At 72.4% G+C, this 26,412-nt stretch carries 23 protein-coding genes; 14 read left to right on the forward strand and 9 right to left on the reverse strand.

Annotated features, from left to right (window positions below; translation table 11 throughout):
- Positions 1–17 precede the first annotated feature (17 nt).
- From dxs to LCH29_RS08775, 3 genes are read left to right on the forward strand one after another with little or no spacing between them, the layout of a single operon-like run.
- Positions 18–1,928 (forward strand): 1-deoxy-D-xylulose-5-phosphate synthase, encoded by a 1,911-nt coding sequence (dxs, locus tag LCH29_RS08765; RefSeq protein WP_446461127.1) that lies wholly within the window; start codon positions 18–20, stop codon positions 1,926–1,928.
- Complete coding sequence (locus LCH29_RS08770) at positions 1,925–3,325, forward strand: aspartate aminotransferase family protein (protein WP_446461128.1); 1,401 nt, start codon at positions 1,925–1,927, stop codon at positions 3,323–3,325. The genes dxs and LCH29_RS08770 overlap by 4 nt, the downstream gene beginning before the upstream one ends.
- A gap of 20 nt (positions 3,326–3,345) precedes the next feature.
- Positions 3,346–4,518 carry a serpin family protein gene (locus tag LCH29_RS08775; RefSeq protein WP_446461129.1) on the forward strand — a complete coding sequence of 391 codons (1,173 nt, stop codon included), beginning with the start codon at positions 3,346–3,348 and terminating at the stop codon, positions 4,516–4,518.
- Positions 4,519–4,811: 293 nt separating this feature from the next.
- Here the strand turns inward: LCH29_RS08775 and LCH29_RS08780 are convergent, their stop codons facing one another.
- Positions 4,812–5,630, reverse strand: a complete 819-nt coding sequence (locus LCH29_RS08780; protein ID WP_123108055.1) for a tyrosine-protein phosphatase — start codon at positions 5,628–5,630, stop codon at positions 4,812–4,814.
- Between the two features lie 172 nt (positions 5,631–5,802).
- Between LCH29_RS08780 and LCH29_RS08785 the strand changes: the two genes are divergently transcribed.
- Positions 5,803–7,914 (forward strand): alpha-galactosidase, encoded by a 2,112-nt coding sequence (locus LCH29_RS08785; protein ID WP_446461130.1) that lies wholly within the window; start codon positions 5,803–5,805, stop codon positions 7,912–7,914.
- Between the two features lie 66 nt (positions 7,915–7,980).
- The gene (locus tag LCH29_RS08790; RefSeq protein ID WP_446461131.1) at positions 7,981–8,778 is read left to right on the forward strand and encodes an SGNH/GDSL hydrolase family protein; all 798 of its coding nucleotides are present in this window, start codon (positions 7,981–7,983) and stop codon (positions 8,776–8,778) included.
- Between the two features lie 30 nt (positions 8,779–8,808).
- Here the strand turns inward: LCH29_RS08790 and LCH29_RS08795 are convergent, their stop codons facing one another.
- A complete protein-coding gene (locus LCH29_RS08795; protein WP_234364982.1) occupies positions 8,809–9,252 on the reverse strand; it encodes an ATP-binding protein in 444 nt (147 codons plus the stop codon).
- A 136-nt stretch (positions 9,253–9,388) separates the two neighbouring features.
- Between LCH29_RS08795 and LCH29_RS08800 the strand changes: the two genes are divergently transcribed.
- The 3 genes from LCH29_RS08800 to LCH29_RS08810 all read left to right on the forward strand — a co-directional run bounded on the left by LCH29_RS08800 (position 9,389) and on the right by LCH29_RS08810 (position 11,426).
- On the forward strand, positions 9,389–10,255 hold the full coding sequence (locus tag LCH29_RS08800; RefSeq protein ID WP_446461132.1) for a helix-turn-helix domain-containing protein: 867 nt from the start codon (positions 9,389–9,391) through the stop codon (positions 10,253–10,255).
- 3 nt (positions 10,256–10,258) lie between these two features.
- Entirely contained in the window at positions 10,259–10,510 is a 252-nt protein-coding gene (locus LCH29_RS08805; RefSeq protein ID WP_446461133.1) for a DUF397 domain-containing protein, read from the forward strand.
- A gap of 169 nt (positions 10,511–10,679) precedes the next feature.
- Positions 10,680–11,426, forward strand: coding sequence for an SAM-dependent methyltransferase (locus tag LCH29_RS08810; protein ID WP_446461291.1), 747 nt, complete (start codon positions 10,680–10,682; stop codon positions 11,424–11,426).
- On the opposite strand, the gene LCH29_RS08815 is transcribed toward LCH29_RS08810, so the two are convergent.
- The 6 genes from LCH29_RS08815 to LCH29_RS08840 are packed head-to-tail and all read right to left on the reverse strand — an operon-like array spanning position 11,396 to position 17,562.
- Positions 11,396–12,271: an STM4011 family radical SAM protein gene (locus LCH29_RS08815; RefSeq protein WP_446461292.1), complete on the reverse strand. Its 876-nt coding sequence runs from the start codon at positions 12,269–12,271 to the stop codon at positions 11,396–11,398. The genes LCH29_RS08810 and LCH29_RS08815 overlap by 31 nt on opposite strands.
- Before the next feature lie 17 nt (positions 12,272–12,288).
- Positions 12,289–13,632, reverse strand: a complete 1,344-nt coding sequence (locus LCH29_RS08820; protein WP_446461134.1) for an STM4012 family radical SAM protein — start codon at positions 13,630–13,632, stop codon at positions 12,289–12,291.
- A complete protein-coding gene (locus LCH29_RS08825; RefSeq protein ID WP_446461293.1) occupies positions 13,629–14,432 on the reverse strand; it encodes an STM4013/SEN3800 family hydrolase in 804 nt (267 codons plus the stop codon). Before LCH29_RS08825 ends, LCH29_RS08820 begins: the two co-directional genes overlap by 4 nt.
- Positions 14,433–14,454: 22 nt before the next feature.
- Complete coding sequence (locus tag LCH29_RS08830; RefSeq protein ID WP_446461135.1) at positions 14,455–15,591, reverse strand: STM4014 family protein; 1,137 nt, start codon at positions 15,589–15,591, stop codon at positions 14,455–14,457.
- A complete protein-coding gene (locus LCH29_RS08835) occupies positions 15,572–16,549 on the reverse strand; it encodes an STM4015 family protein (RefSeq protein ID WP_446461136.1) in 978 nt (325 codons plus the stop codon). Before LCH29_RS08835 ends, LCH29_RS08830 begins: the two co-directional genes overlap by 20 nt.
- A gap of 53 nt (positions 16,550–16,602) precedes the next feature.
- Positions 16,603–17,562 carry an STM4015 family protein gene (locus tag LCH29_RS08840; protein WP_446461137.1) on the reverse strand — a complete coding sequence of 320 codons (960 nt, stop codon included), beginning with the start codon at positions 17,560–17,562 and terminating at the stop codon, positions 16,603–16,605.
- A gap of 222 nt (positions 17,563–17,784) precedes the next feature.
- On the opposite strand from LCH29_RS08840, the gene LCH29_RS08845 reads away from it, so the two are divergent.
- Positions 17,785–18,111 (forward strand): hypothetical protein, encoded by a 327-nt coding sequence (locus LCH29_RS08845; RefSeq protein ID WP_446461138.1) that lies wholly within the window; start codon positions 17,785–17,787, stop codon positions 18,109–18,111.
- Positions 18,112–18,181: 70 nt separating this feature from the next.
- Positions 18,182–19,285 carry a DUF6745 domain-containing protein gene (locus tag LCH29_RS08850; protein ID WP_446461294.1) on the forward strand — a complete coding sequence of 368 codons (1,104 nt, stop codon included), beginning with the start codon at positions 18,182–18,184 and terminating at the stop codon, positions 19,283–19,285.
- A gap of 19 nt (positions 19,286–19,304) precedes the next feature.
- On the opposite strand, the gene LCH29_RS08855 is transcribed toward LCH29_RS08850, so the two are convergent.
- Positions 19,305–21,980: a SpoIIE family protein phosphatase gene (locus LCH29_RS08855; protein ID WP_446461139.1), complete on the reverse strand. Its 2,676-nt coding sequence runs from the start codon at positions 21,978–21,980 to the stop codon at positions 19,305–19,307.
- A gap of 243 nt (positions 21,981–22,223) precedes the next feature.
- Here LCH29_RS08855 and LCH29_RS08860 point away from each other — a divergent pair, with 243 nt between their 5' ends.
- From LCH29_RS08860 to LCH29_RS08875, 4 genes are all read left to right on the forward strand, one after another.
- Entirely contained in the window at positions 22,224–23,135 is a 912-nt protein-coding gene (locus tag LCH29_RS08860) for a glycoside hydrolase family 19 protein (protein ID WP_446461140.1), read from the forward strand.
- A gap of 85 nt (positions 23,136–23,220) precedes the next feature.
- Positions 23,221–24,072: a GNAT family N-acetyltransferase gene (locus tag LCH29_RS08865; protein WP_446461141.1), complete on the forward strand. Its 852-nt coding sequence runs from the start codon at positions 23,221–23,223 to the stop codon at positions 24,070–24,072.
- 129 nt (positions 24,073–24,201) lie between these two features.
- On the forward strand, positions 24,202–25,431 hold the full coding sequence (locus LCH29_RS08870) for an MBL fold metallo-hydrolase (RefSeq protein ID WP_446461142.1): 1,230 nt from the start codon (positions 24,202–24,204) through the stop codon (positions 25,429–25,431).
- A gap of 99 nt (positions 25,432–25,530) precedes the next feature.
- A complete protein-coding gene (locus tag LCH29_RS08875; protein ID WP_446461143.1) occupies positions 25,531–26,373 on the forward strand; it encodes a chitosanase in 843 nt (280 codons plus the stop codon).
- Positions 26,374–26,412 lie beyond the last annotated feature (39 nt).

The following is a 26,412-nucleotide window of genomic DNA, read 5'->3' on the forward strand; positions in this document are numbered from 1 at the left end:
GAGGAGGGGAACCGAGCATGCCGCTACTGGAGAACATCCGGGGCCCGCACGACCTCAAGGCGCTGACCGGGGAGGAACGTACCGCGCTCGCCCAGGAGATCCGCGAGTTCCTGATCACCGCGGTCGCCAGGACCGGCGGCCATCTGGGCCCCAACCTGGGCGTCGTCGAGCTGTCCATAGCCCTCCACCGCGTCTTCGACTCGCCCGCCGACCGCATCCTGTGGGACACCGGCCACCAGAGTTACGTCCACAAGCTGCTCACCGGCCGCCAGGACTTCTCCAAGCTCCGCGGGAAGGGCGGGCTCTCCGGCTATCCGTCGCGCGCCGAGTCCGAGCACGACGTCATCGAGAACAGCCACGCTTCCACCGTGCTGGGCTGGGCCGACGGCCTCGCCAAGGCCAATGAGATCCGCGGCCGCACCGACCACGTGGTCGCGGTCATCGGCGACGGCGCGCTCACCGGCGGCATGGCCTGGGAGGCGCTCAACAACATCGCCGCCGCCCGCGACCGCCCGCTGATCATCGTCGTCAACGACAACGAACGCTCCTACGCCCCCACCATCGGCGGCCTCGCCGGCCACCTTTCCACCCTCCGCACCACCGACGGCTACGAACGCTTCCTCGCCTGGGGCAAGGACGTCCTCCAGCGCACCCCGGTCGTCGGCCAGCCGCTGTACGGATCGCTGCACGGCGCCAAGAAGGGGTTCAAGGAGACCTTCGCGCCGCAGGGCATGTTCGAGGACCTGGGGCTGAAGTACGTGGGCCCGGTCGACGGGCACGACATGGACGCCGTGGAGGGGGCGCTGCGCCGCGCCAAGCGGTTCCACGGGCCCGTCCTGGTGCACTGCCTCACCGAGAAGGGGCGGGGCTACCGGCCCGCCCTGGAGGACGAGGCCGACCGCTTCCACACCGTCGCCGCGATGGACCCGCTCACCTGCGCGCCCCTCATCCCTTCCGGCGGCCGGTCGTGGACGTCGGTGTTCGGCGAGGAGATGGTGCGGATCGGGGCCGAGCGGCCCGACGTGGTGGCGCTCACCGCCGCGATGCTCGACCCGGTGGGCCTCGCGGGCTTCGCCGAGGCGTACCCGGACCGGGTGTGGGACGTCGGCATCGCCGAGCAGCACGCGGCCGTGTCGGCGGCCGGGCTCGCCACCGGCGGGCTGCACCCGGTCGTCGCCGTCTACGCGACGTTCCTCAACCGCGCCTTCGACCAGCTGCTGATGGACGTCGCCCTGCACCGGTGCGGGGTGACGTTCGTCCTCGACCGGGCCGGGGTGACCGGCACCGACGGGCCCAGCCACAACGGCATGTGGGACATGTCCGTCCTCCAGGTGGTGCCGGGCCTGCGGATCGCCGCCCCGCGCGACGCGGACCAGCTGCGCGCGCAGCTGAGGGAGGCGATCGACGTGGACGACGCGCCGACCGTCGTCCGCTTCCCCAAGGAGTCGGTGGGGCAGCCCATCCCGGCGCTGGAACGGATCGGCGGGATGGACGTGCTGCGCCGCGGCGACGACGTGCTGCTCGTCGTGGCCGGGGTCATGGCGCCGGTGGGCTTGCGCGCCGCCGAGCTGCTGGCCGAGCGCGGCATCGGCTGCACGGTGGTCGACCCGCGCTGGGTCAAGCCCGTCGACCCGGAACTGCCCGCGCTCGCGGCCGGCCACCGCGCGGTGGCCGTCGTCGAGGACAACGTGCGCAGCGCCGGGGTGGGCGCGGCGATCGGCCAGGCGCTGCGGGACGCCGGGGTCGACCTGCCGCTGCGGACCTTCGGCATCCCCGAGGCGTTCCTGCCGCACGCCAAGCGCGGCGAAGTGCTCGCCGACATCGGACTCACCCCCGCCGAGATAGCGGGCCGCATCGGTGCGGCCCTCGCCCGCGCCGATGCGCGCACCGCCACCGGGGAGGCCGCCGCCAAGGAGAGGGACGCATGACAGCAGCCGAGCAGCGCTCGGGTTTCGACCTGGGCAAGCTCCTGGCCGGGCGCGGGTCCGAGCGCTACGACCTGCACACCCGGTACCTCAACCACCAACTGCCGCGGATGCTGCACACCATCGGCTTCGACAAGGTCTACAACCGGGCCGAGGGCGCGTACTTCTGGGACGACGAGGGCCAGGACTACCTGGACATGCTCGCCGGTTTCGGGGTGATGGGCCTGGGCCGCCACCACCCCGTGGTCCGCAAGGCGCTGCACGACGTCCTGGACGCCTCGCTCGCCGATCTGACCCGCTTCGACTGCCAGCCGCTGCCCGGGCTGCTCGCCGAGAAGCTGCTCGGCCACGCCCCGCACCTGGACCGGGTCTTCTTCGGCAACAGCGGTACGGAGGCCGTCGAGACCGCGCTGAAGTTCGCCCGCTACGCGACCCGCAAGCCGCGCGTCCTCTACTGCGAGCACGCCTTCCACGGGCTCACCACCGGCTCGCTGTCGGTCAACGGCGAGGACGGCTTCCGCGACGGCTTCGCCCCGCTGCTGCCCGACACCGCGATCGCGATGGGCGACCTGGGCGCGCTGGAGCGGGAGCTGAAGCGCGGGGACGTCGCCGGGTTCGTCGTCGAACCGATCCAGGGCAAGGGGGTGCACGAGGCGCCGCCGGGCTTCCTGCGCGCCGCGCAGGAGCTGCTGCACCGCCACAAGGCGCTGCTGATCGTCGACGAGGTGCAGACGGGGCTCGGCCGCACCGGGGACTTCTTCGCCTACGCCCACGAGGACGGCGTCGAACCGGACCTGGTGTGCGTGGCCAAGGCGCTCTCCGGTGGTTACGTCCCCGTCGGCGCGACCCTCGGCAAGGACTGGATCTTCAAACGGGTCTACTCCTCCATGGACCGGGTCCTGGTGCACTCCGCCAGCTTCGGGGCCAACGCGCAGGCCATGGCGGCGGGGCTCGCCGTCCTCGCCGTCATGGAGGACGAGCAGATCGTCGCGAACGCCCGCCGCACCGGCGAGCTGCTGCGCGACCGGCTCACCGCGCTCATCGACCGGTACGAGCTGCTGCACGACGTCCGCGGCCGCGGGCTGATGATCGGCATCGAGTTCGGCAAGCCGGACTCGCTCGGGCTGCGCAGCCGCTGGGCGATGCTCCAGGCCGCGCGGAAGGGCCTGTTCGCGCAGATGGTCGTGGCGCCGCTGCTCCAGCGCCATCGCATCCTGACCCAGGTCTCCGGCGACCATCTGGAGGTCATTAAGCTGATTCCGCCGTTGATCATCGGCGAGCGGGAAGTGGACCGCTTCGTCGACGCGTTCACGGCGGTCATGGATGACGCACACGGGGGCGGCGGTCTGATGTGGGAGTTCGGCCGGACCCTCGTCAAACAGGCGGTGGCCAACCGCTGACGAGGAGGGGGGGACCGGCGATGACCGACGCGACCGCCGTGGGGGCCGTCAACGCGCTGACCGGACGGTGGGTGCGGGCCGCCGTGAGCGGCGAGGAGTCCACCGTCCTCACCGGCGCAGGGGCCTGGCCGCTGCTCGCCCTGCTCGCGGGCGCGGCCTGCGGCCCGGCGCGCGACGAGCTGGAGGGAGCGCTCGGCGTCGGTGCGGACGGCGCGACGGCGCTCGGCCGCGAGGTCGTCGGGGCGATGGACGCGATGGACGGCGTGGCGGCGGCCACCGGACTGTGGACCCGTCACGACCTGCCGGTGCGGCCCGAATGGGAGGCGGAGCTTCCGGGGGGCGTGCGCGGCGTGCTGACCGGCGACACCGAGCGCGACGGCAAGGAGCTGGACGCGTGGGCCTCCCGGCACACCGGGGGCGCGATCGCCGAGATGCCGGTGCCGCTGGCGCCCACCACGCAGCTGGTGCTGGCCGGGGCACTGATGGTGAAGACGGCCTGGCAGCAGCGCTTTCAGCCGGGGATGCTGACACCGCAGAGCGGCCCGTGGCAGGGCCGCTCGCTGGCCGGTCTCCGGCGGACGACGCAGGACCTCGACGGGGTGCTGCGCGTGGTCCCCGAGAGCCCGGCCGGTCCGCTCACCCTGTCCGGGGTCGCGGGCGACAACGGGCTCGATGTGCATCTGATCCTCGGCGGCGAGGGCACACCGGGCGGCGAGGTGCTGGAGGCCGGGATCGGCGCGGTGGCCGGGGCGTACCCGGGGTGGGGAGGCTCGGCGCTGCCGTTCGGCGAGGCGGGGCCCGGCGTCACGGTCACGGAGGTCGCGAGCTGGGACGACACCCCGTCGGTCGGCCTCACCACCCCGCAGTTCACCGTGAACGCCCGGCACGACCTGCTGCGGCACGCGGAGCTGTTCGGGCTGCGCAGCGCCCAGGACACCTCCCGCGGCCACTTCCCGGGGATCAGCCCCGCCGCGCTGGCGATCTCCTCCGCGCAGCAGTCCATGACCGCGTCGTTCAGCGCCGAGGGGTTCTGGGCGGCGGCCGTGACCGCGATGGCCGTGGCGCCGGGCGGGGGCCCGCCGCAGCGTACGGCGAAGCGGATCTCGGTGACGTACGACCGCCCGTTCGGCTTCCTGGCCGTGCACCGGGCCAGCGGTCTGGTGCTGACGGCGGGGTGGGTCACCGAGCCCTAGGGGGTGTCCGCACAGTCGCGTCGGGTCAGCCCGCGGCGTCAGGGGGGGGCACCTCCCAGCGGTAGCTGGGGGCGCGTGCGATCGCAAGGCGGAGGGTCGTCCTCATGGGGGCACCTCCCGGACGGAGTCCGGGGGCGGGCCTACTTGGACGGGCCCGACAACGCAGCGAGAGGGGGCACCTCCCAGCGGTAGCTGAGGGAGCGTGCCAGGCGTCGCGGGCCCGGCGGGACTGTGCGGACACCCCCTGGGCCGGGGCCGACCCGTGGGGCTGCCGGGCCGCTGAGCCGGGTGCGTCAGCCGGTGAGCATCCGGTCCCGCAGCCGCTCGCGCTGCGGGGCGGTCAGCCCCAGGCCCTCGGTGAGATAGCGCTCGGTGGTGCCCCAGGTCTCCTCTATCGTCTCGAAGGCCGCCGCCAGATAGGTGGAGCGCGCGTCGAAGAGCGGGCTCAGCAGCGCCAGCACCTCCGGGGACATGGGGTCGGATCCGTCCGCGGGATTGCCCTTGCGCCAGATCTTGTAGCGGCGGTGGGCGGCGGCCGACTCCAGGTAGTCGGCCTCGATGGCCTCCCGGTCGACCCCGAGCGCGAGCAGCGTCACCGCGACCGACAGACCGGCCCGGTCCTTGCCCGCGGAACAGTGCATCAGCACGGGGGAGCTGTCCTCCGCCATGGCGCTGAGCACCCGGCCGTGCTCGACGATGCGGCTGGTGATGATGGCCCGGTACGCGTTGATCATCCGCCGCTCGGCGCGCCCGTCGTCCAGCAGCTCGCGCAGGGTGTTGAGGTCGCCCTCGCGCACCATGGTCCAGAACCCGGCGCCGTCGGCCGGGTCGGACAGCGGGAGGTTCACGTTCCGCACGCCGGTGAGGGAGACGTCCGGGCCCTCCAGCTTGATGTCGGCCGCGTTGCGGAAGTCGAAGACGGTGTGCAGGCCGAGCGAGTCGAGGAAGGCCGCGTCGCTGTCGGTGGCATGGGCGAGGTGGCCGCTGCGGAAGAGCACGCCCGGCCGTACGCGCCGGCCGTCGGCGGTCGGCAGTCCGCCGACGTCGCGGAAGTTCCGTACCCCCACCAGCTCGGGTTCGGCCTGCGGGACCTGCGGCGACGGCTGCGTCACGGGCGCTCCTCACGATCGGCCGCCGCGCCGCTCGTCGACGAGGCGGGCTCTGCTGACCATACGACATTGCGTTCCTGCTGCAATCAGTTCTGCGGATCGTGAGCGGGGGCCATTGCCGTACGGAACACCCTGAACGATGATGTTGGGACCTGTGGGGAATTGGGGACGTGTGATGATTGAAATCGGCGGAAACGGTCGGCTCTGGCTGCTCTCGGGGCGACACAGCAGCTACGCCCTGCACCTCACCGACGAGGACGCCTTGCTCCATCTCCACTGGGGCCCGCGCCTCACGGTTCCGGATGCCGAGGCCCTCGCCGCCGAACCTCTGCCCGCTGAGCGAGGGTTCGAATCACCGCTCGACGGGCGCGAGGAGTACCCGGTGGAGGGCGGCCCGCGTTTCGTGCGCCCCGCGCTGTCCGTCCGCGGGGCGGGCGTACGGGGCACCGAGTGGCGCTTCGAGGGGAGCACCGTCAGCGGCGACGAGCTGCGGCTGCGCTTCCACGACCCGCTCCACCACCTCGACATCACCCTCCACTACCGGATGCGGGACGACGGCGACGTCATCGAGCGCTGGACCACCCTCATGCACACCGGCGACCCGGACGACGCCCCGCTGGAACTGCTGCGCGCCGACTCCGCCGCCTGGTCGCTGCCGGTCGGCGAACGGCGGCGGCTGAGCCATCTGTACGGGCGGTGGGCCGCCGAGAGCCGGCTCGCCCGCACCGACCTCACCCCCGGCGAGAAGGTCATCGGCAGCCGCCGCGGCCACACAAGCCACCAGCATCTGCCCTGGATCGCGATCGACGACGGCACGGCCACCGAGGAGAGCGGCGAGGTGCACAGCTGCGCGCTCGCCTGGTCCGGGTCCTGGCGGATCGCCGTCCAGCGGCTCGCCGACGGCGCCGTGCAGACCGTCGGCGGCGTCGGCCACGACGAGGCGGGGCTGCTGCTCCTCGCGCCCGGCGAGTCCTTCACCACCCCGGTCTTCGCGGGCCTGTGGACTCAACGCGGCTTCGGGGCCGCGAGCCGCGGATGGCACGCCTGGCAGCTCGCCCACGTCGTCCCCGGCGCCGACCGGGAGCGGCCGGTCCTCTACAACTCCTGGGAGGCCACCGAGTTCGAGGTGAGCGAGGAGCAGCAGCGCTCCCTCGCCCGGCTCGCTGCCGGGCTCGGCGTCGAGCTGTTCGTCGTGGACGACGGCTGGTTCGGGTCCCGCACCAGCGACCGGGCCGGGCTCGGCGACTGGACCCCCAACCCCGACCGCTTCCCGCACGGGCTGAAGCCCCTCGCCGACGAGGTGCACGGCTTGGGCATGCGGTTCGGCATCTGGGTCGAACCGGAGATGGTCAACGCCGACAGCGACCTCTACCGCGCCCACCCCGACTGGGTGCAGCACCACCCCGGCCGCACCCGCACCGAGTTCCGCAACCAGCTGGTGCTCAACCTCGCCCGGCCCGACGTCCGCGCGTATCTGTGGGACCGGCTGGACACCCTGCTGAGCAGCGCCCCCATCGACTATGTGAAGTGGGACTTCAACCGCTCCTTCACCGACCCCGGCTGGCCCGGCGACCCGTATCCGCAGCGGCTCGGCATCGAGCACGTCCGCGGGCTGTACGACCTGCTGGGGCGGCTGCGCGCCGCCCACCCCGGTGTCGCCTTCGAGTCCTGCTCGGGCGGCGGCGGCCGGATCGACCTGGGCATCCTCGGCCTCACCGACCAGGTGTGGACCTCGGACAACACCGACCCGCTGGACCGCCTCGCCATCCAGCACGGCTTCAGCCAGCTGCACCCGGCCCGGGTGATGGCCGCCTGGGTCACCGACAGCCCCAACGTGATGGGCAACCATCGCACCAGCGGGCTCGGCTTCCGCTTCATCAGCGCCATGGCCGGGGTGCTGGGCGTCGGCGGCGACCTGACGAAGTGGAGCGAGGCCGAACTCACCGAGGCCCGCGACTGGGTGGCGCTCTACAAGCGGATCCGGCCCGTCGTCCAGCACGGTGAGCAATACCGGCTGCGGCCGCCGGGCGACGGCGGGCTCAGCGCCGTGCAGTACGTACACGGCGAGGAGACGGTGGTGCTGGCGTGGCTGCACGGGCAGAGCTACGGCGAACCCCAGCCCCGGTTGCGGCTGCGCGGCCTGGACCCGGCCGCCGCGTACGAGGACCTGGCCACCGGGACCGTCCACCGGGGCGCGGTGCTCGCCCATCACGGCTTGCGCACCGGGCTGCGCGGTGACCTGGACGCCGCCGTATTCCACCTCCGCCGAACTGACCAGGTGGGATAACTCACCCCTGGTCAAGGGCTGGTTACGGTGGCGTAGGTCACGCGCCGGGGTGAATGATGTCCGGATGTGGCAGACGATTCGCAAAGACTCAAGAGTGATGTGATCGGGTCGTACGCAGCCATCGGGGACAGTTTCACCGAGGGCGTCGGCGATCCGGGCCCGGACGGCGTCTTCATCGGATGGGCCGACCGGCTCGCCGTGCTCCTCTCCGACCGGCGGCCCGAACACGAATTCCGCTACGCCAACCTCGCCGTGCGCGGACGGCTCCTGGACCCGATCGTCGAGGAGCAGGTGCCGCGGGCGATCGACCTCGGCCCCGACCTGGTCACCTTCTGCGCGGGCGGCAACGACATCCTGCGGCCCGGGAGCGACCCCGACGATGTCGCCCGGCGCTACGAGGCCGCCGTCGCCGACCTCACCGCCCGGGTGCCCACCGTGCTGTTGTGCACCGGCTTCGACACCCGCGGGATTCCGGTGCTCCGCCATCTGCGGGGCAAGATCGCCACGTACACGGCGCATGTGCGGGCGATCGCCGACCGCTACGACTGCCCGGTGCTCGACCTGTGGTCGCTGCGCTCGGTGCAGGACCGGCGGGCCTGGGACGACGACCGGCTCCATCTGTCGCCCGACGGGCACACCCGGGTCGCGCTGCGGGCCGGTCAGGTGCTCGGTCTCGAGGTGCCCGCCGACCCCGACCAGCCGTGGCCGGACGAGGGGCAGCGCACCCCCGCCGAGGTGCGCCGGGACAACATCCACTGGGCGCGCGAGTATCTGGTGCCCTGGATCGGACGGCGGCTGCGCGGGGTGTCCTCGGGGGACCATGTGGAGCCCAAGCGCCCGGATCTGCTGCCGCTGCGGCCCTGAGCCCCGGGCCTTCCGGCCGGGTAGGCCCCTTCAGGCCAGGTAGGCCCATACGGCGCGGCCCGCGCCGCCCGTGTGGGGCCGTACGCCCCATGCCTGGGACAGGGCCTCCACGAGCATCAGCCCGCGGCCGCCTTCCTGATCCACGCTCACCGACGACCGCGCCTGCGGCACCGTGCGCGCGCAGCCCTGGTCGGCCACCTCGAGGCGCAGCCGGGTCCCCATCAGCTGCAAGGAGCAGCGCACCTCGTCACTGGAGGTGTGGCGGACCGCGTTGGTGAACAGCTCGGAAACCACCAATTCGGCGCTGTCGCGGGTGTCCTGGTCGACACCCCACGAGCGCAGCCGCAGGACGACATGCCTTCTCGCCTCCGCGACGGACGTGCTCAGCGCCGGGAGACGAAACGCGTCCTGAAGGCACGCAGCGACCGTCGAGCCGCTGTGCCCTAACCGGAGAGCCTCGTAGGAAGGAGCCACGTCCACACTATGCTCTGTCACGATCGCTTGTGACAAGGTTCAGTCTGTAAATTACAGAATCGCAAGGACAGACTGTTCCGAAAGCTGAGCCCGTGCCAGACTGCTGTGCCGTGACAGTAAGTGGAGGGGGACGATAGTGGCGGATGCGCGGTCGGGTGGTGCCCCGACCGTCCTGCGGGTCGTGCTCGGCAAGCGACTCCAGGACCTTCGCGAGAAGTCCGGGCTGTCCTTCGAACAGGCCGGGCGGGCGCTCGACGTCACCCATGCCACGATCCGGCGCATGGAGAAGGCCGAGGTCGGCCTGAAGCTCCCGTACGTCGAGAAGCTGCTGCGCACGTACGGCGTCACCGACCCCGAAGAGGTCGAGGCCTTCCTCTCCCTTGCCAGGGAGGCCAACAAGAACGGCTGGTGGCACCGGTTCCGGGACGTCCTGCCCGACTGGTTCAACACGTTCGTGAGCCTCGAGGTGGAAGCCAACCTCATCCGCGCCTACGAGCCGCACTACATCCCCGGCCTGCTCCAGACCGAGGACTACGCCCGCGCGGTGCTCCGCGCGGGCATGCCGCACGCCCCCGAGACCGAGATCGAGCGCAACGTCGCGCTGCGGATGGAGCGGCAGGCGCTGTTGCGCCGCCCCGATCCGCCGATGCTGTGGGTGGTGATGGACGAGACGGTGCTGCGCCGTCCCATCGGCGGGCCCGAGACCATGCGGGCCCAGATCGGCCGCCTGATCGAGGTCGCGGACTCACCCCAGATCAGACTGCAGGTCATGCCGTTCGACGCCGGCCCGCACCCGGCGATGTACGGCCCCTTCCATATCTTCCGGTTCCCGATCCCGGAGCTGCCCGACATCGCGTATACGGAGACGCTCGTGAGCGGCTCCTACTTCGACCAGCGCGATGACGTCTCGGCGTTCCTGGAGGCCCTGGACCGGATGTGCGCGCAGGCCGCGCCTGCACAGACCACTCAGGCCATTCTGAGTGGCATTCGCAAGGAGATCTGAACGATGGATCGCATAGGCGGGAGCCGCGTCTACAGCGGCATGCCGGCCAGGGACCTCGGTTCCGAGGGCTGGCACAAGCCGTGGAGCGGTGGCAATGGGGGAAGCTGCGTCGAGGCGATGAGGTTGAAGGACGGTCGGGTGGCGCTGCGCCAGTCGACCGACCCGGACGGACCGGCCCTGATCTACACCCACCTGGAGATGAAGCGCTTCATCCAGGGGGCGAAGGCGGGCGAGGCCGACTTCCTGCTCCTGTGACGCCCGCGCGACCGAGGGGGAACGAGGGGGACAGACAAGGGGACATGGTGTGACCGACCGACGATTACCCGGACAGCGATTACCCGGCCGGCGATTATCCGCGTCGCGGATCTCCGGATCGCTCGTGCCCGGCCAGGACATCGACACCAGCAGACCGCATCCGGCCCGGATGTACGACTACTACCTGGGGGGAAAGGACAACTACGAGATCGACCGGGAGGCCGCCGAGCGCATCATCGAGCAGTCCCCGGACATCCTCGACAGTGCTCGCGCCAACCGCCGGTTCCTGCTGCGCGCCGTCCGTACGGTGGTGGCGAGCGGCGTACGGCAGATCATCGACATCGGGACGGGCATACCGACCTCGCCCAACACCCATGAAGTGGCCCGGGAGATCGCCCCGGACACCCGGGTCGTGTACATCGACAACGATCCGATCGTCGCCGCGCACGCGGACGCCAAACTGACCAACACCCCCGGGACGCACTTCGCGTCGGCCGACGCGCGCAGACCCGCCGACATCCTGGCGCATCCGGCGGTGCGCGACGGCATCGACTTCTCCGAACCCGTGGCGCTGCTGCTGGTCGCCGTCCTCCACTTCGTCTCGGACGCGGAGGACCCGGCGGGCATCATCGCCACCCTGACCGAGCCGATGGTCCCCGGAAGCCATCTGGTGATCAGCCACGGCACCGCGGACTTCCACGGCCCCGACCGGGTGGCCGACGAGGTGTACCGGAAGTCCACCGCCCGGCTGAGCCTGCGTGGCCACGCCGAGATCGTCCCGTTCTTCGACGGGTTCACGATGCTCGACCCGGGGCTGGTGCGGGCGCCGCTGTGGCGCCCGGACGGACCGCCGCCGGACGCCGGGGCGCTCGCGTCCGTCGGGGTCTACGGCGGGGTGGGCCGCAAGGACCGATGAGTGAGCGTGGCGGGGATCCGCTCCAGGACCCCGCCCGCGAACACGTCGTACAGCGGCAGCGACTCCAGGTGGACGTAGCCGATGTGGCAGTCGCACACGGCGAGCGGACAGGCCCGGGGCCGCAGCGCCGCGCGGTACGAACCGTCGTACAGATTGCCCAGTTCCGTGCGGACGAAGTGGCAGCGGCGCACCGTGCCGTCACCGTCCACCGAGATCACCGAGGCGCCGGTCCGGCACGGCAGACCGGCGCTCCGGTGCGGATGGCGGCTGTAGCCGAAGAGCGGGTCGAGCGCCGTCCAGTCGGCGGCCTCGGCGTCCGTGTAGCTGTGGCCCTCCGCCGCGTTCACCCACAGATAGACCTGCTCGGGCAGCTCGGCGCGCAGCCTGCGGGCCTGGTCCAGATGGCCGGGGAGGCCGACGATGCCCACGCTGTGGCGCACCCCGCGCGCGGCCAGTTCCCGGCACTTGGCCAGGAACCGGTCGTACGGCGTCTGGCCCGGGTGGTACGTGCACCACAGCGCGAGCGTGTCGCGGTCGGCCTCGGCCGTCCAGTCGGTGCGGCAGCTCAGATTGGTCTGGATCGCCACCCGCTCGATGTGCGGAAGACGGCTCAGCTCGGTGAGCGCACGGCGGTACCAGGAACGCGTCAGCCCCTCGCCCCACGGCGTGAACAGCACCGACAGCCGGTCGCCCGACTGCTCCCTGGCCCATGCGGTGAAGCGCTCCAGCGCGGCCCGGTCGGCGCGCAGCGCCTCCCGGCTGTCGCGCCGCTTGGCGAACGGGCAGTACGGACAGTCGTAGTCGCAGGAGGCCAGCGGGCCCCGGTACAGGATCGTCAGGTCCACGGCGTCCGTCCGCTCGATCACTTCGCCTCGTACGCGGCCATCGCGGCGCGCACGGCGGGGGAGAACAGCTCGGGGCCGAGCGCGTCGGAGTGCGCCAGGCCCTCCGCCGACAGCCTCAGCCGGCCGGGCTCCGCGGCCGGATCCAGCCAGCCGCGCGCGGCGAACCGGGCCAGCTCCTCGGGGAAGTCGTCGGCCGGGTCGGCGGCGAACCGCGCCCGGTACGCGGCCACGTCCAGGCCCTCGGCCTGGAGGACGGACTGGAGCAGATGGCGGCGGCGGGCCTCCTCGCCGGTGATCGCCCGGCCGTGCTCGGCGTGCCCGAAGTCGGCCGCGGGCCGGGAGACGTAGTCGTCGATGATGCCGCGTATCTCCCGCATGTCGACCGCGTAGTCGAAGGAGTAGTGCAGCCCGGAGGTGTACGAGCGGGCGCCGCAGCCCAGGCCGATCATGCCGTCCGTCTGGCAGGCGTGGTCCTCGCTGCCGGACGCGGTCGAGGGCGCGTCCGCGCGGCGGAACATGCGCATCGAGACCTGCTCATAGCCGCGTCCGAGCAGATGGTCCCGGCCCAGCCGGTACAGCCGCAGCCGCCGCTCGTCCCACTCGTGGTCGCTCTCGGCGGCCTCCTTGCGGCCGAGGCCGGTCAGCGGGCGGACGTAGAGGGGATAGAGATACAGCTCCTCGGGGCGCCAGGCGAGGGCCGCGTCCAGGGAACGCAGCCAACTGTGCTCGCCCTGACCGTCGATGCCGTAGATCAGGTCGATGTTGAGGACGGGGATGCCCGCCTCGCGGATCCGGGCCAGCGCCGCCTCGACGTCGGCCCGGCGCTGCGGCCGGACCGCCGATCGCGCCTCCGCGTCCACGAAGCTCTGCACGCCCAGGCTCAGCCGCGTCGTACCGCGGGCGGCGAGCACGGCGAGCCGGTCGGCGGTGGCGGTGGCCGGGGACGCCTCGACGGAGAGCGGCACGGCGGCCAGGTCCGCGCCCATCCGCTTCTCGGCGATGTCGCACAGCCGCTCCAGCTCGGCCGCCTCCAGGAACGTCGGGGTGCCGCCGCCGAAGGCCGTGGCGGCGAACCGGGCGCCCTCGCCCAGCGCCTCGGACACCGCGTCCGCCTGGCGCTCCAGCGCGTCCAGATAGGCCGTGGTCAGGCCCTCCGGGGCGCCGATCCGGGTGAAGAGATTGCAGAAGCCGCAGCGCACCTCGCAGAACGGGATGTGCAGATACAGCGACAGCGCGTCCTTCGGCTCGTCCGCCCACAGCGCGCGCAGCGCGGGCCGGTCCGGCAGCGCCTGGTACGCGGTCTTGTGCGGATAGGCGTAGACGTAACTCTGGTACGGGCGGACGGTGGTGGTGATGGTCATGGGGTCCCAAGGAAGAAGTGGGTGTACGGCACGGTCCAGACGGCCTCGTGGCCGAGCCGGTGGCCCGTGTAGCCGTCGTCGCCGTACGCCGTGCCGTGGTCGGAGCAGACGATCGCGAAGCCGGGACCGCGGCCGCTCATCGCGGTGAAGAGACGGCCGATGTGGCGGTCGACGTACTCCAGCGCGGCGGCGTGGGAGGCACGCGAGTCACCGCTGTCGCGGGTGGCGCCCGGCAGATGGAACCAGTTGGGCTGGTGCAGCGCGGACACGTTCACGAACAGGAACAGCCGCCGGTCCGGGGCGAGGTCCCCGATCACCTGCTCGGCGCACGCGATCTGCGCCTCGAAGGAGGTGGGGGAGGGCACGCCGAACTCCGGCTCCCAGTGGCTCTCCTGGAAGTAGCCGGGCAGCACCGAGCCCATCGGGCCCCGCTTGGTGAAGAACCCGACGCCGCCGATGCACACCGTGCGGTACCCGGCCGCCGCGAGCCCGGTCACCAGGTCCGGGGTGTCGTAGACGTACGTGCCCTGGGCCGTGGTCTCGCTGCCCGCGAAGCGCGCCGCGAACAGCCGCGGGTGCGGGCCCGGCCGGGCCGGGGTGGGCAGGAAACCGGCGAACATGGCCTGGTGGGAGGCGTAGGTGAAGCTGCCGGGCGCATGCCGCTCCTCCCAGGCCCCGCCCGGCATCCGGGCGGTCAGGTTCGGGATCCGGCCGTCGGCCGCGAGTTCGGCGGCGACGTCGTAGCGCAGGGTGTCGAGGGTGACGAGCAGCAGATCGTGGCTGCCCACGACCGCGTTCATGTCGGGTTCGGAGAGCGTGGGGTCAGACGGCATCGTGGTGGCCCTCCCCGAACGTGCGCACCACGGCGGCGATCTGCGCCGCGTACGTGTCACGGCCCTCGGCGCCGCTGCCGGGCAGCCCGGTCAGCCGCGGCAGCAGATCGCCGAACGCGTTGACCTCGCCGACCGCGAACTGCCGCCATCCGGTGCCGGGCAGCAGATCCACCCCGACGCACAGGGTGTCCGGGAAGCAGGCCGCCGCCCGCTCCGCCGTGCCCAGCACCGTGCTCCACGCCACCCCGGCCGCCTCCGCAGTCGCGCGGGCTGCGGCCAGGTCGCCGCGCACGCCCCCGAGATGGAGGTTGGTCATGGGGGAGCGGCTGGTCCGCACGACGGCGTGGGTCGCCCGGCCGTCGATCACCACCACCCGCAGATCGGCGGCGCGCTTGTCCTGGGACGCCTTGGGCAGCCAGCGCTCGATGTGCAGCCCGTCCGGGGCGAGGGCGTCCAGGATCGCGGCGACGTCCCGCTCCGTGTCGTACCGCCGGACCCGCAGCGAGTTGAAGAGGGAGCCGTCCTCCGCGCGCTCCACCGAGGTGGTGGCGCGGATGCGGCCGGGCCCCGCGTACTCGACCGCGAGCACCCCGGAGGCGGACGAGCCGTGCGCGAGCTTGACGAACGCACGGTGCATGCCGCCCGCGCCGAGCGCCGCCCGCACGTCGTCCCAGCCGCGCACCGGCGGCGCCTGCGGACCGGAGGTCGGCGAATACGGTACGGGCACGCCCGCCGCGTCCAGCACCCCGTGGGACAGCCTCTTGTCGAACAGCACGGCCAGCTCGCCGGGGTCGTCCAGCAGGGGCGCGCCCGTCGTGTGCGCGGCCTTCGCGACGGCCCGTGCGGCGTCGGTGAACCGGGCGTACCAGCGGGCGGTGCCCTCGACCCGGGTCGGGTCCCCGGCACCCCGCAGCAGCTCGTCCACCTCGTGGTCCTCGCCGGGCGACTCGATCCGCACGATCTCGCCCGGCTCGAATTCCGCACCGCCGCACAGCACATCACGCCAGGCCAGCACCCGCGGCGCGGCCAGCCCGGCGGCCAGGGCGGCGTCGGTGAACATCTCCACCCGGCGGTGGCCGGGATTGCCGACGACCGCGAGCCGCGGGCTATTCGGAGACGGCGACAAAGCGGAACTCCTCCTCACCGTCACCGAGGTCGTCCCAGACCTCGGTCTCTTCCTGCTCCGACACGTTCACCTCGACCCCGGACGGCTCCAGCGCGTCGCACACCCGGCGCATCATCGCGTCGGACAGATAGTGGTGGTGCAGGTCGAGCCGCTCGAGGTGGGTCAGCGGCTGGCCGCTGAGCAGGGCCTCGGCGCCCTCGTCGCCGAGCGTGCCCATGGACAGGTCGAGGGAGGCGAGCTGGGCCACGACCGGCGCGGCGGCGACGGCGGCGGCGATCTCGTCCTGGATCTCGCTGTCCTGGATCCCGAGATGGGTCATGGCGGGGAGGCGGGCACCGGAGAGGACCGGCGCGAGATCGGCGACCGTGGCATCGCCGCCGTACTGCTCCACCCCCAGCCACAGCGCCAGGTGCTCCAGCCGGGGCAGCTCGCTCGCGCCCACCGCGCGGACGACCTCGCCCGGCAGCCCGCCGGACTCGAACCGCAGCGACCGCAGCCGCTCGTGGCGCAGCGGCCGGAAGCCGAGGCCTCCCATGCCGCAGCCGCGCACCGTGAACTCCTCCAGCCGCGGATACGCCTCCAATACGGGAGTGACGTCGTCCAGATCGAGCCAGGACAGCTCGCACTGCTCGGACATCACGTCGGCGAGGAACAGCCCGCGCAGCGCGGGCAGCCGGTCCGCGGACGCGATCAGGGCGTCGAGCACCGGACGCACACTGGTGTAGCCATCGTTGCCCCACCAGGCGCCGATGATCACCGCGCGGACGCGGTCGGCGGCCACGGTGTCCAGGAAGTCCGCCCACAGCTCGGTGAACGGGCGGTCGCCGTCCCAGCCGGTGGCGATCCGCCAGGCGACGGCATCGGCGGACGGCAGATCGGCGGCGTCGACTCCGGTGTCTCCGCAGGAGTAGTCGGCGACGGGCAGACCGGCGAAGGATTCCTGACAGTGGCCGATCATGGCCGGGCGCTCCTCGTGTAGGTGATGTCTGTCATCGGGGGGCGCGGCGGTCATCACTCGGCGACGGCCGTGTAGCGGTGTACCTCGCCGTCCCACTCGTCCTCGTCGCCCTTCTCGGACATCGCGACCTCGACTCCGGACGGCTCCAGGGCGTCGCGCAGCCGCTGCTCCATCGACGCCGAAAAGTAGTTGTGGTCCAGGTCGAGCCGCTTGAGGTGGGTGAGCGGCTGGCCGTCGAGCAGCGCGGCCGCGCCCGCGTCGCCGAGCGTGCCCAGGGACAGGGCGAGGGAATCGAGCTGGGCGACGACCGGTGCGGAGGCGACGGCGGTGGCGATCTCGTCCTGGATCTCGCTGTTCATCAGGCCGAGGTGGCGCAGCGCGGGGAAGCGGCCACCGGACAGCAGCGGGGCGAGGTCGCCGACGGTGGCAGTGCCTCCGTACTGCTCTACGCCGAACCACATCTCCAGGTGTTCGAGGGCGGGCAGCTCGCTTTCGGCGACACCGCGCACCACGTGGCCGGGCAGCCCGCCGGTCTCGAAGCGGAGCCTGCGCAGGTTCTGGTGCTCGGTGGCGGGGAACCGCAGCCCGGCGTTGCCGCGGGCGCTCAGCTCCCGCAGCCCGGGATAGGCGTCCAGAACCGGGGTCAGATCGGCCTGCTCGATCCAGGAGATCTCGGCCTCCTCCGCCTCCAGATCGCCGATGAAGACCGCTTCGAGGGAGGGCAGCCGGTCCTTGGCGGACACCAGCAGCTCGACGATCACCCCGGCGTCCTTGTCGTACGCCTCACCCCACTGACCGATGATCAGCGCCCGCACCCGGGAGGCGTCGACCGTGGTGAGGAACCGCTCGAAGCGGCCCTCGAAGATTTCGCCCGACTCCTCGGTGTAGGGGTCGTAGGAGATGCGCCACGCCACCTCGTGCGCCTCGGGCAGCTGCGGGTCCTCGTCGTCGGGCAGCGGGAAGGCGCGGACCGGAAGCCCGTGCAGTTCCGTCAGGTGTTCGGCGTAGCTCATGGCGCGGGTTCCCCCAGTTGGTTCGAGCGGACGTGCCTGATTCCGAATGGCGTGCGAAGAGTTGTACCAAGCGCCACCGACAGCGGCCCCGGCGGGAGTTGCCGGACGGCCGTTGTCGGACCCCCTGCGTACCGTCAGGACCATCGACCGGCCGCCATACGGCCGACCGGTGGACCGATGACGGCTGCGGTCGCGAGAAAGGCCGCGGGGGAAGGGGAGGACATGTACCGACAGGGAGACGTCCTGATCGTGCCGGTGGCGCGGGAGTCGCTGCCGCCGGGCACCGAGGCGCTGCCGCAGCAGCCCCGGGACGGGCGGGGGCGGCTGGTGCTGGCGCTCGGCGAGGTGACCGGGCACGCGCACGCGGTGGTCGGACCGGGCACGCTGGTGCGCGAGTCGGGGCCGTTCGGCGCCTCGTGCCTCCATCTCCCCGACGGCGGACGGGTGGTGCACGAGGAGCACGCGGCGATACCGCTCCCCAAGGGGTGGTACCGGGTGGTGCGCCAGCGGGAGTACGTGCCGGGCGCCGTGCGCGTCGTGGCGGACTGAGAGCGGGGGACGAGGACGCATGACGACGACACCGATGACGACACCGACGACACGGGTGGCGACGATGCCGATGGCGACGGCGGTGGACTGGCGGGCGGTGGCCGCGGCGACCGGCCCCGCGGACCGCGAGGCGGCCGAGGCGGGCATCCGGCTGGCGTACGAACAGGCCGGGCTGGCGCCGCCGGAGCGGATCGTGTGGACCGGCTCCCCGCTGGCGGGCACGGCGGCCGCGCTGCTGCTCACCGGGCAGGGGGAGGGGCTGCCGGGCGAGGCCGCCGAGCGGGCCGCGGACACGCTGGCGGCCGCCGGGATCGAGCCGGTGGCGGGCGCCGCGGGCGCCTCGGTGCGGGACGCGGTGCGCACTCGTCCCTGGGCGCGCGCCCGGCAGCGGGCGCACACCGCCCTGGGCCCGTCCGGGTGGGCCGAGCGCTGGGCACTGACGGGGGCGCCGCTGTGGGACGTCACCCGGGCGCTCACCGAGCGCATCCGCACGGGCGTCATCGAATCCCTCGCGGAGGGGACGGGCACGGAGCGGGCGGATCGGGAGACGGCCGTCCGGCTCGCCCTGCTGGACGCGGTACTGGGGCAGCATGACGCGCCCTGGCTGGCCTCCGTCGCCGACGGCTCGGAGGACGGGCTCGCCGGGCCGTCCGCGGTCGCCCGCGCCGCGGGCTGGTGGTGGCCGTACGAGAAGGCCGTGGTGATCGCGGAGCGCCCGGTCGGGCTGCACCGCGACGAAGCGGGCCGCCTCGACCGCGGTGACGGCCCCGCGCTGGCCTTCCCCGACGGCTTCGCGCTGTACGCCTGGCGCGGCATGCCGGTGCCCGCGGAATTCCTCGGCCGGCTGGGCGAGTTGACCCCGGACCGGATCCGCGCGGAGGGGAACGCGGAGCTGCGCCGGGTGATGCTGGAGCACTACGGCTACGACCGCTATCTCGACGAGACCGGCGCGCAGCCCGTGCACCGGGACGAGACGGGTGTGCTGTGGCGCATCGACCTGGTCGACGACGAGCCGGTGGTGATGGTCGAGGTGGTCAACTCCACACCGGAGCCGGACGGTACGCACCGCACGTACTGGCTGCGCGTACCGCCCCGCACCCGGACCGCCCGCGAGGGCGTGGCCTGGACCTTCGGCCTGGACGCCGAGACCTACGTACCGGAGCGCGAGACATGATCCGATGGGCCGCCGGGCGTCAGAAGCCCGCGTCGTCCCACTGGTCCAGCAGGTCCTCGCCCGTGGCCGCGCCGGGTTCGGCGGCGCCGGGGTGCAGGGACTGTTCGGTCCAGATGACCTTGCCGCGGGCGGTGTACCGGGTGCCCCAGCGCTGGGCGTACTGGGCGACGAGGAACAGCCCTCGGCCGCCCTCGTCGGTGGCGGTCGCGCGCCGCAGGTGCGGGGAGGTGCTGCTGCTGTCGGAGACCTCGCAGATCAGGCTGTTGGGTTCGTGCAGGAGACGGAGCCGGATGGGGGCGGTGCCGTAGCGGAGGGCGTTGGTGACCAGTTCGCTGACGATCAGCTCGGTGGTGAAGGCGAGGTGGTCCAGGCCCCAGCTCTCCATCCGGCGGGCGCAGGCGGCGCGGGTGGGGGCGACCGCGGTGGGGTCGTCCGCCACGTCCCACTCGGCGACCTGGCCGGGGTCCAGCCTCCGGGCGCGGGCCACCAGCAGAGCGATGTCGTCGCTGGGGCGGGCGGGCAGCATGGCCTCGATCACCGCCTGACACGTCTGCTCCGGCGTCCGGCCGGGATGGGCCAGGGCCCGGCGCAGAAGATCCAGTCCGGTGTCGAGGTCCCGGTCGCGGCTCTCGATGAGTCCGTCGGTGTAGAGGGCCAGCCGGGCATCTGCGGGCAGATGCAGTTCGGCGGTCTCCACCGGCAGGCCGGCGCCGAGGCCGAGCGGCGGGGCGACGGGGATCTCGGGGAAGGTGACGGAGCCGTCGGGGTCGATGAGGGCGGGGCCGAGGTGACCGGCCCGGGCCATGGTGGCCTGCCCCGAGGTCGGATCGTAGATCGCGTACAGACAGGTGGCTCCGGTGAGGGGCGTGTCGTCACCCTCGGCGGCGTGTTCCTGGTCGATGCGGGTGACGAGTTCGTCGAGGTGGCCGAGGAGTTCGTCGGGGGAGAGGTCGAGGGTGGAGAAGTTGTGCACGGCGGTGCGCAGGCGGCCCATGGTGGCGGCGGCATGCAGGCCGTGGCCCACCACGTCTCCCACCACCAGGGCCACCCGGGCGCCGGGCAGCGGGATGACGTCGAACCAGTCCCCGCCCACCCCGGCCTGGGCGGGCAGATAGCGGAACGCCGCTTCGACGGCGGACTGCTCGGGCAGCTCGCTGGGCAGCAGGCTGCGCTGAAGGGTGACCGCCGTCGTGTGCTCGCGGGTGAAACGCCGCGCGTTGTCGATGCACACCGCCGCCCGGGCGGCCAGCTCCTCGGCGAAGGACAGGTGTTCCTCCTCGAAGGGCCCGTTCTCCGAGCGCCAGAAGTTGGCCATCCCGAGCACGACGCCCCGCGCCTGGAGCGGCACCGAGATCAGGGAATGGATGCCGTAGTCCAGGACGCTCCGGGCACGTTCCGGATTCTGCCTCTGCCAGCCGTCGGAAGCGGCCAGGTCGGGTTCGAGTACCGCGCGGCCGGTGGTCACACCGGTGGCCACGGGACTGGTGGGGACGAAACGGATCAGCTGGCCCACCGGGAAGAGGGGCTGGTCGTCGCGGATGCCGCGGAGGGCGGTGCGGCGCATCTCGGTGCCCGCGCCGTGCGGTTCCTCGCCGCGCAGGACCGGGTCCAGCAGCTCGACGGTGACGAAGTCGGCGAACCGGGGCACCGCGACCTCCGCCAGCTCCTCGGCGGTGCGCACCACGTCCAGTGTGGAGCCGATCCGCACTCCGGCGTCGTACAGCAGCCGCAGGCGCTCCCGCGCCTCGTGGGCCCGGCCCGCCAGATCACGCAGTTCGGTGGTGTCACGCAGCGTGGCCACGCTGCCCGCCGTGCCCCCGCTCTCGACGGACCGCAGGTTGACCGCCAGCAGCCGTGTCCCCGCCGGGTGCACCTCGTCGGTGACCGTCCGGCCGGAGGACAGCAGCTCGGCGGTGGCGTCCGGCAGGCCGAGGTCCGTGACCCGGCGCTGCTCCGCGTCCGCGGGCAGGTCCAGCAGCCGCCGCGCCTCGTCGTTGGCCAGCAGCAGCCGCCCGTCACTCCCGACGATCAGCACCCCCTCCCGCACCGCGTGGAGCACCGCGTCATGGTGCTCGTACATCCGTGTCATCTCGATCGGGCCGAGGCCACGGGTCTGGCGCCGCAGTCGCCCGCTCACCAGCGCCGACCCGCCCGCGGCCAGGACGAGCGCGCCACCGGCGGCACCGAAGAGCACCGGCAGCTGCCGCTCCGCCTCCTGGTTCACGTTCTCGACCGTGATCTCGGGGCTCACGATGCCGGCGACCGAGCCATCGGGCCGGAACACGGGCACCGCCGCGTACACGGACAGCCCCAGGGGGTCCGTGACGATGTGCGTGAAGGCCTTGCCGTGCACCGCCTTCTTGTACGGGCCGACGTAGTGCTTCCCGATCAGGTCCGGGTTGCGGTGGGTGTACCGGATCCCGTTCGTCGTCGCCACCACGATGTTGTCGAGGCCGGACTGCTTACGGGCCGCCTCGGTGCGCGGCTGGAGTGCCGCGGTCGGGTCGGGGCCGTCCAGCGCCTTCGCGACCCCCGGGGAGTTCGCGAACACCTCGCCGGCGACCAGCACCTCGTTACGGGCCGCCTGCGTCCCCTGGCGCCGGGCCTGGAGCGCCAGGGCCGCCACCGTCGCGGCGACGAGGACGATGACGATCACGAGCTGGAGGATGAACACCTGGCCGGCGACGCTCCGCACGCTCAGCAGGGAGCGCAGGCGCCGCTCCCGCGGGCCCGCACGCCGATTCTGGGAACGCCATGTCCGAAAACAATTTCGTACGTGCATGTTCTCAGTATTCTCTCCGCCCGCGAGGACGTGGCCTGGGTGAGCGCGAGACCTGAACCGGACGCCCGCACCCCATATCGGCTTGGTCTGGACCTTGACTGGTATAGACCAAGCCGATTGAGTGTCCTCCGACAACACGAGGATTGGGGTGGTCCCATGTGGAGACGACGCGCCATGGCATGGTTCGCCGCACTGGCGGCGGCGTGCGCCTTACTGTTTGGCATGCCCATGGCCTCCGCGTCGGCGGACCCGGCGGGCGCGGCGGACACGGCCCCGCGCGCGGCCTGTAGCTACCCGGACTGGGTCGCGGGCACGTGGTACGCGACCGGTGACATCGTCCGGTACACCGACGGCAGGTACTACCGGGCCGAGCACGACAACCCGGGCTACGACCCGGTGATCAGCACCTGGTACTGGGAGCCGTACGACTGCGGCGGGGGCGGGACCTCCGGCTTCGTCGTGAGCGAGGCGCAGTTCAACCAGATGTTCCCGAACCGGAACGGCTTCTACAGCTACCGGGGCCTGACCGCCGCCCTCGGCGCCTACCCCGGCTTCGCGAACACCGGCAGCGACACCGTGAAGAAGCAGGAGGCCGCCGCCTTCCTCGCCAACGTCAGCCATGAGACCGGCGGTCTCGTCCACATCGTCGAGCAGAACCAGGCGAACTACCCGCACTACTGCGACGGGAACCGGCCCTACGGCTGCCCCGCGGGCCAGGCGGCGTACTACGGCCGCGGACCGATCCAGCTCAGCTGGAACTTCAACTACAAGGCCGCGGGCGACGCCCTGGGCATCGATCTGCTGAACAACCCCTGGCTGGTGCAGAACGACTCCGCGGTGTCCTGGAAGACCGCCCTCTGGTACTGGAACACCCAGACCGGCCCGGGCACCATGACCCCGCACAACGCCATGGTCAACCAGCGCGGCTTCGGCGAGACCATCCGCAGCATCAACGGCAGCCTGGAGTGCAACGGCGCCAACCCGGGCCAGGTGCAGAGCCGCATCAACGCGTACCAGAGGTTCGTCCGGATACTCGGCACCACCCCCGGCTCGAACCTGAGCTGCTGAGCCGCTCGGAGCCAGCCGCTCGGGGCCAGCCGCTCGGGGATAAATGAGATGCGCCGGGCGGGGCGCCCGCGCCAGCCTGGACGGCATGGCGTGGACGACGACCGACGACCTCGATGAGTTCCGGGCCGCCGCGGGCGCGTTCCTGCGCGCCCGCCCGGTCCGGCACACCGTTCTCCTCACCGTCGTCTCCTCGCTGGAGGCGGCGGGCAGCGGCCGCTACGGCGACCGGCCGCCGGTCTACGGCTGGTGGCGGGCGCCCTCGGGCGCCGTCGACGGTGGTTTCGTCCGCACCCCGCCCCATCCGCCGCTGCTCTCCGCCATGCCCGCGGAGGCGGCGGACGCGCTGGCCCGCACCCTCGCCGGGGCGGACCGGCCGCGGATCACCGGGGTGACCGGCGCCCGCCCGGAGGCCGAGGCCTTCGCGGACGCCTGGGAGCGGCACACCGGGGAGGCCCGCCGGGCCGACCACGTGCAGCGGCTGTACCGGCTGCACACCCTGACCCCGTCCGGGCCCGTACGGGGGCGGGCCCGGACGGCCACCACCGCCGACCGCGACCTGCTGCTGAGCTGGTACGAGGCGTTCGGCCGCGACACCGGGGCGCTGCCCGGGAACGAGGTGGCGCGCGCGGTGGACGACCGGCTCGGCCACCACGGCGCCCTGCTGTGGGAGGTGGACGGCGAGCCGGTGGCCACCGCCGCGGTGAGCCGCACGATCGCGGACACCGTCCGGGTCTCGCTCGTCTACACCCCGCCCGAGCTGCGGGGACGCGGGTACGCGGGCGCGGTCACCGCCGCCGTGAGCCGGGCGGCGCGTACCGCGGGAGCCGAGCGCGTACTGCTCTTCGCCGACCTCGCCAACCCCACCAGCAACGCCCTCTACCAGCGGATCGGCTACCGCCCGGTCGAGGATCACGTGCGCCTGACGTTCACACCCTGAGAGCGACCTGAGCGGATCCGGAGCCCTCTTCCGGAACAAGGTCACCGGTCGCGAGAGTTGTGACAGTGCAGCAGCACAACAGCACAGGCCATGGGGCGCCCCGTCGCTCCCCTTCACCCAGGAGGTGCCGTGACCGGCCCCAGCCCTCAGCGTGCCCGGCTCACCACAGCCCTGCGCCCCGCCGCCTTCGGTGCGGACCCGGCCGGGGAGCGGATGGAGCGCATCCGGCGGTCCCCGAACTTCGCGAACGGTGTCTTCACCAATCCCGGCGGTGGCCGCACCGCCCCCTCCGGCTCGATGCTGAAGTTCCTCCCCACGTACTTCCGCAAGGAGCACCGGGTGCGCCGGGCCCCGGCCGGGACCGTGCCGCTCCACCCCACCACCCTCGCCGACCTGGCCACACCGCCCACCTCCGGGCTGCGGCTGACCTGGATGGGCCACTCCAGCGTGCTCGCCGAGATCGACGGGCGGCGGGTGCTGTTCGACCCGGTGTGGGGCTCGCGCTGTTCGCCCTTCGCGGCCGTCGGGCCCAAGCGGCTGCACCCCGTCCCGGTGCCGCTGCGGGAGCTGGGGCCGGTGGACGCGGTGGTCATCTCCCATGACCACTACGACCACCTGGACATGCCCACGATCCGCGCGCTGGTGCGCACGGGGACGACGTTCGTCGTACCGCTCGGCGTCGGCGCGCACCTGGAGCACTGGGGCGTACCGGCGGACCGGATGACGGAGCTGGACTGGCACGAGTCCACCGATGTGGCCGGACTGCTGCTCACCGCCACCCCGGCCCGCCACTTCTGCGGCCGCGCGCTGCGCAACACCCAGCACACCCTGTGGGCCTCCTGGGTGGTGGCCGGGCCCGAGCACCGGATATTCCACAGCGGGGACACCGGATACTTCCCCGGGTTCACGGAGATCGGGACGTCGTACGGGCCGTTCGACGCGACCATGATCCAGATCGGGGCGTACAGCGAGTTCTGGCCCGACATCCACATGACCCCCGAGGAGGGCATGCGCGCCCACCTCGACCTCCAGGGCGGCGACCCCGGCCGGGGGATCATGCTGCCGATCCACTGGGGCACCTTCAACCTGGCCCCGCACCCGTGGGAGGAGCCCGCCGAGGGCACCGTCGCCGCGGCCCGCACCGCGGGCGCGCGCGTGGCCGTGCCGCGCCCGGGCCAGCCCTTCGAGCCGGAGCGCGGGCTGCCGCTGGAGACGTGGTGGCGGGCGGTGGCGGCCCCGGGCGCGACGGCCTACCCGGATGTCACCGAGGAGGCCGCCGAGGACGTGCACCCGCCGGTGGGCCCGGTCGCTACGACGGGTGGCGACACCGACCCGGCGGTGCCCATTCCGCAGCCGTAGGAGGCGAGTTGAGCCGAAAGCCTTGTGGGTGGTGTGGCGTGCTCGCTTCAATGGTTAGGAAACATTCCTAACGGACGGCTCAAGCGAACGGAGTCCCCCATGTCCAGAAGGATCGGCCTGACGGCGGCGGCCGTGGCGTTACCCGCCGCGCTCGTGTTCACCGGCATCGGCGTCGGAGTGGGCCAGGCCGCCACCCCCGTACACTCCTCGGCTCAGGAGACGGGCGTGGCGGCCAACCTGGATGATCCGGCCAAGAAGGAGATCGCCATGAAGCTGGTCTCCAGCGCCGAGAACTCCTCCCTGGACTGGCGCGCCCAGTTCAAGTACATCGAGGACATCGGCGACGGCCGCGGCTACACCGCCGGGATCATCGGCTTCTGCTCCGGCACCGGCGACATGCTGGAACTCGTCGAGTACTACACCCAGCAGAAGCCGGGCAACGTCCTCGCCAAGTACCTCCCCGCCCTGCGCAAGGTCAACGGCAGCGACTCCCACAGTGGCCTCGACCCCAACTTCACCAAGGACTGGAAGACGGCCGCCGCCGACAAGGTGTTCCAGGACGCCCAGGAGCACGAGCGCGACCGCGTCTACTTCAACCCGTCCGTCAAGCAGGGCAAGGACGACGGCCTGGGCACCCTCGGCCAGTTCATCTACTACGACGCGATCGTCATGCACGGCCCCGGCAGCAGCAAGTACAGCTTCGGCGGCATACGCAAGACGGCCATGTCCAACGCCAAGACCCCGGCGCAGGGCGGCAACCAGACCACGTACCTGGGCGCCTTCCTCGACGCCCGCAAGAAGGCCATGCAGAGCGAGGAGGCGCACAGCGACACCAGCCGGGTCGACACCGCGCAGCGTGTGTTCCTCAACGCCAAGAACTTCGACCTGAACCCGCCGCTGAAGTGGAAGATGTACGGCGAGTCCTTCGAGATCAAGTCCTGACCGCCGCTGTCGGTGGCCCCTTGTAAAGTCTGACGGCGG

It is taken from the genome of Streptomyces sp. BRA346, from assembly GCF_052851135.1.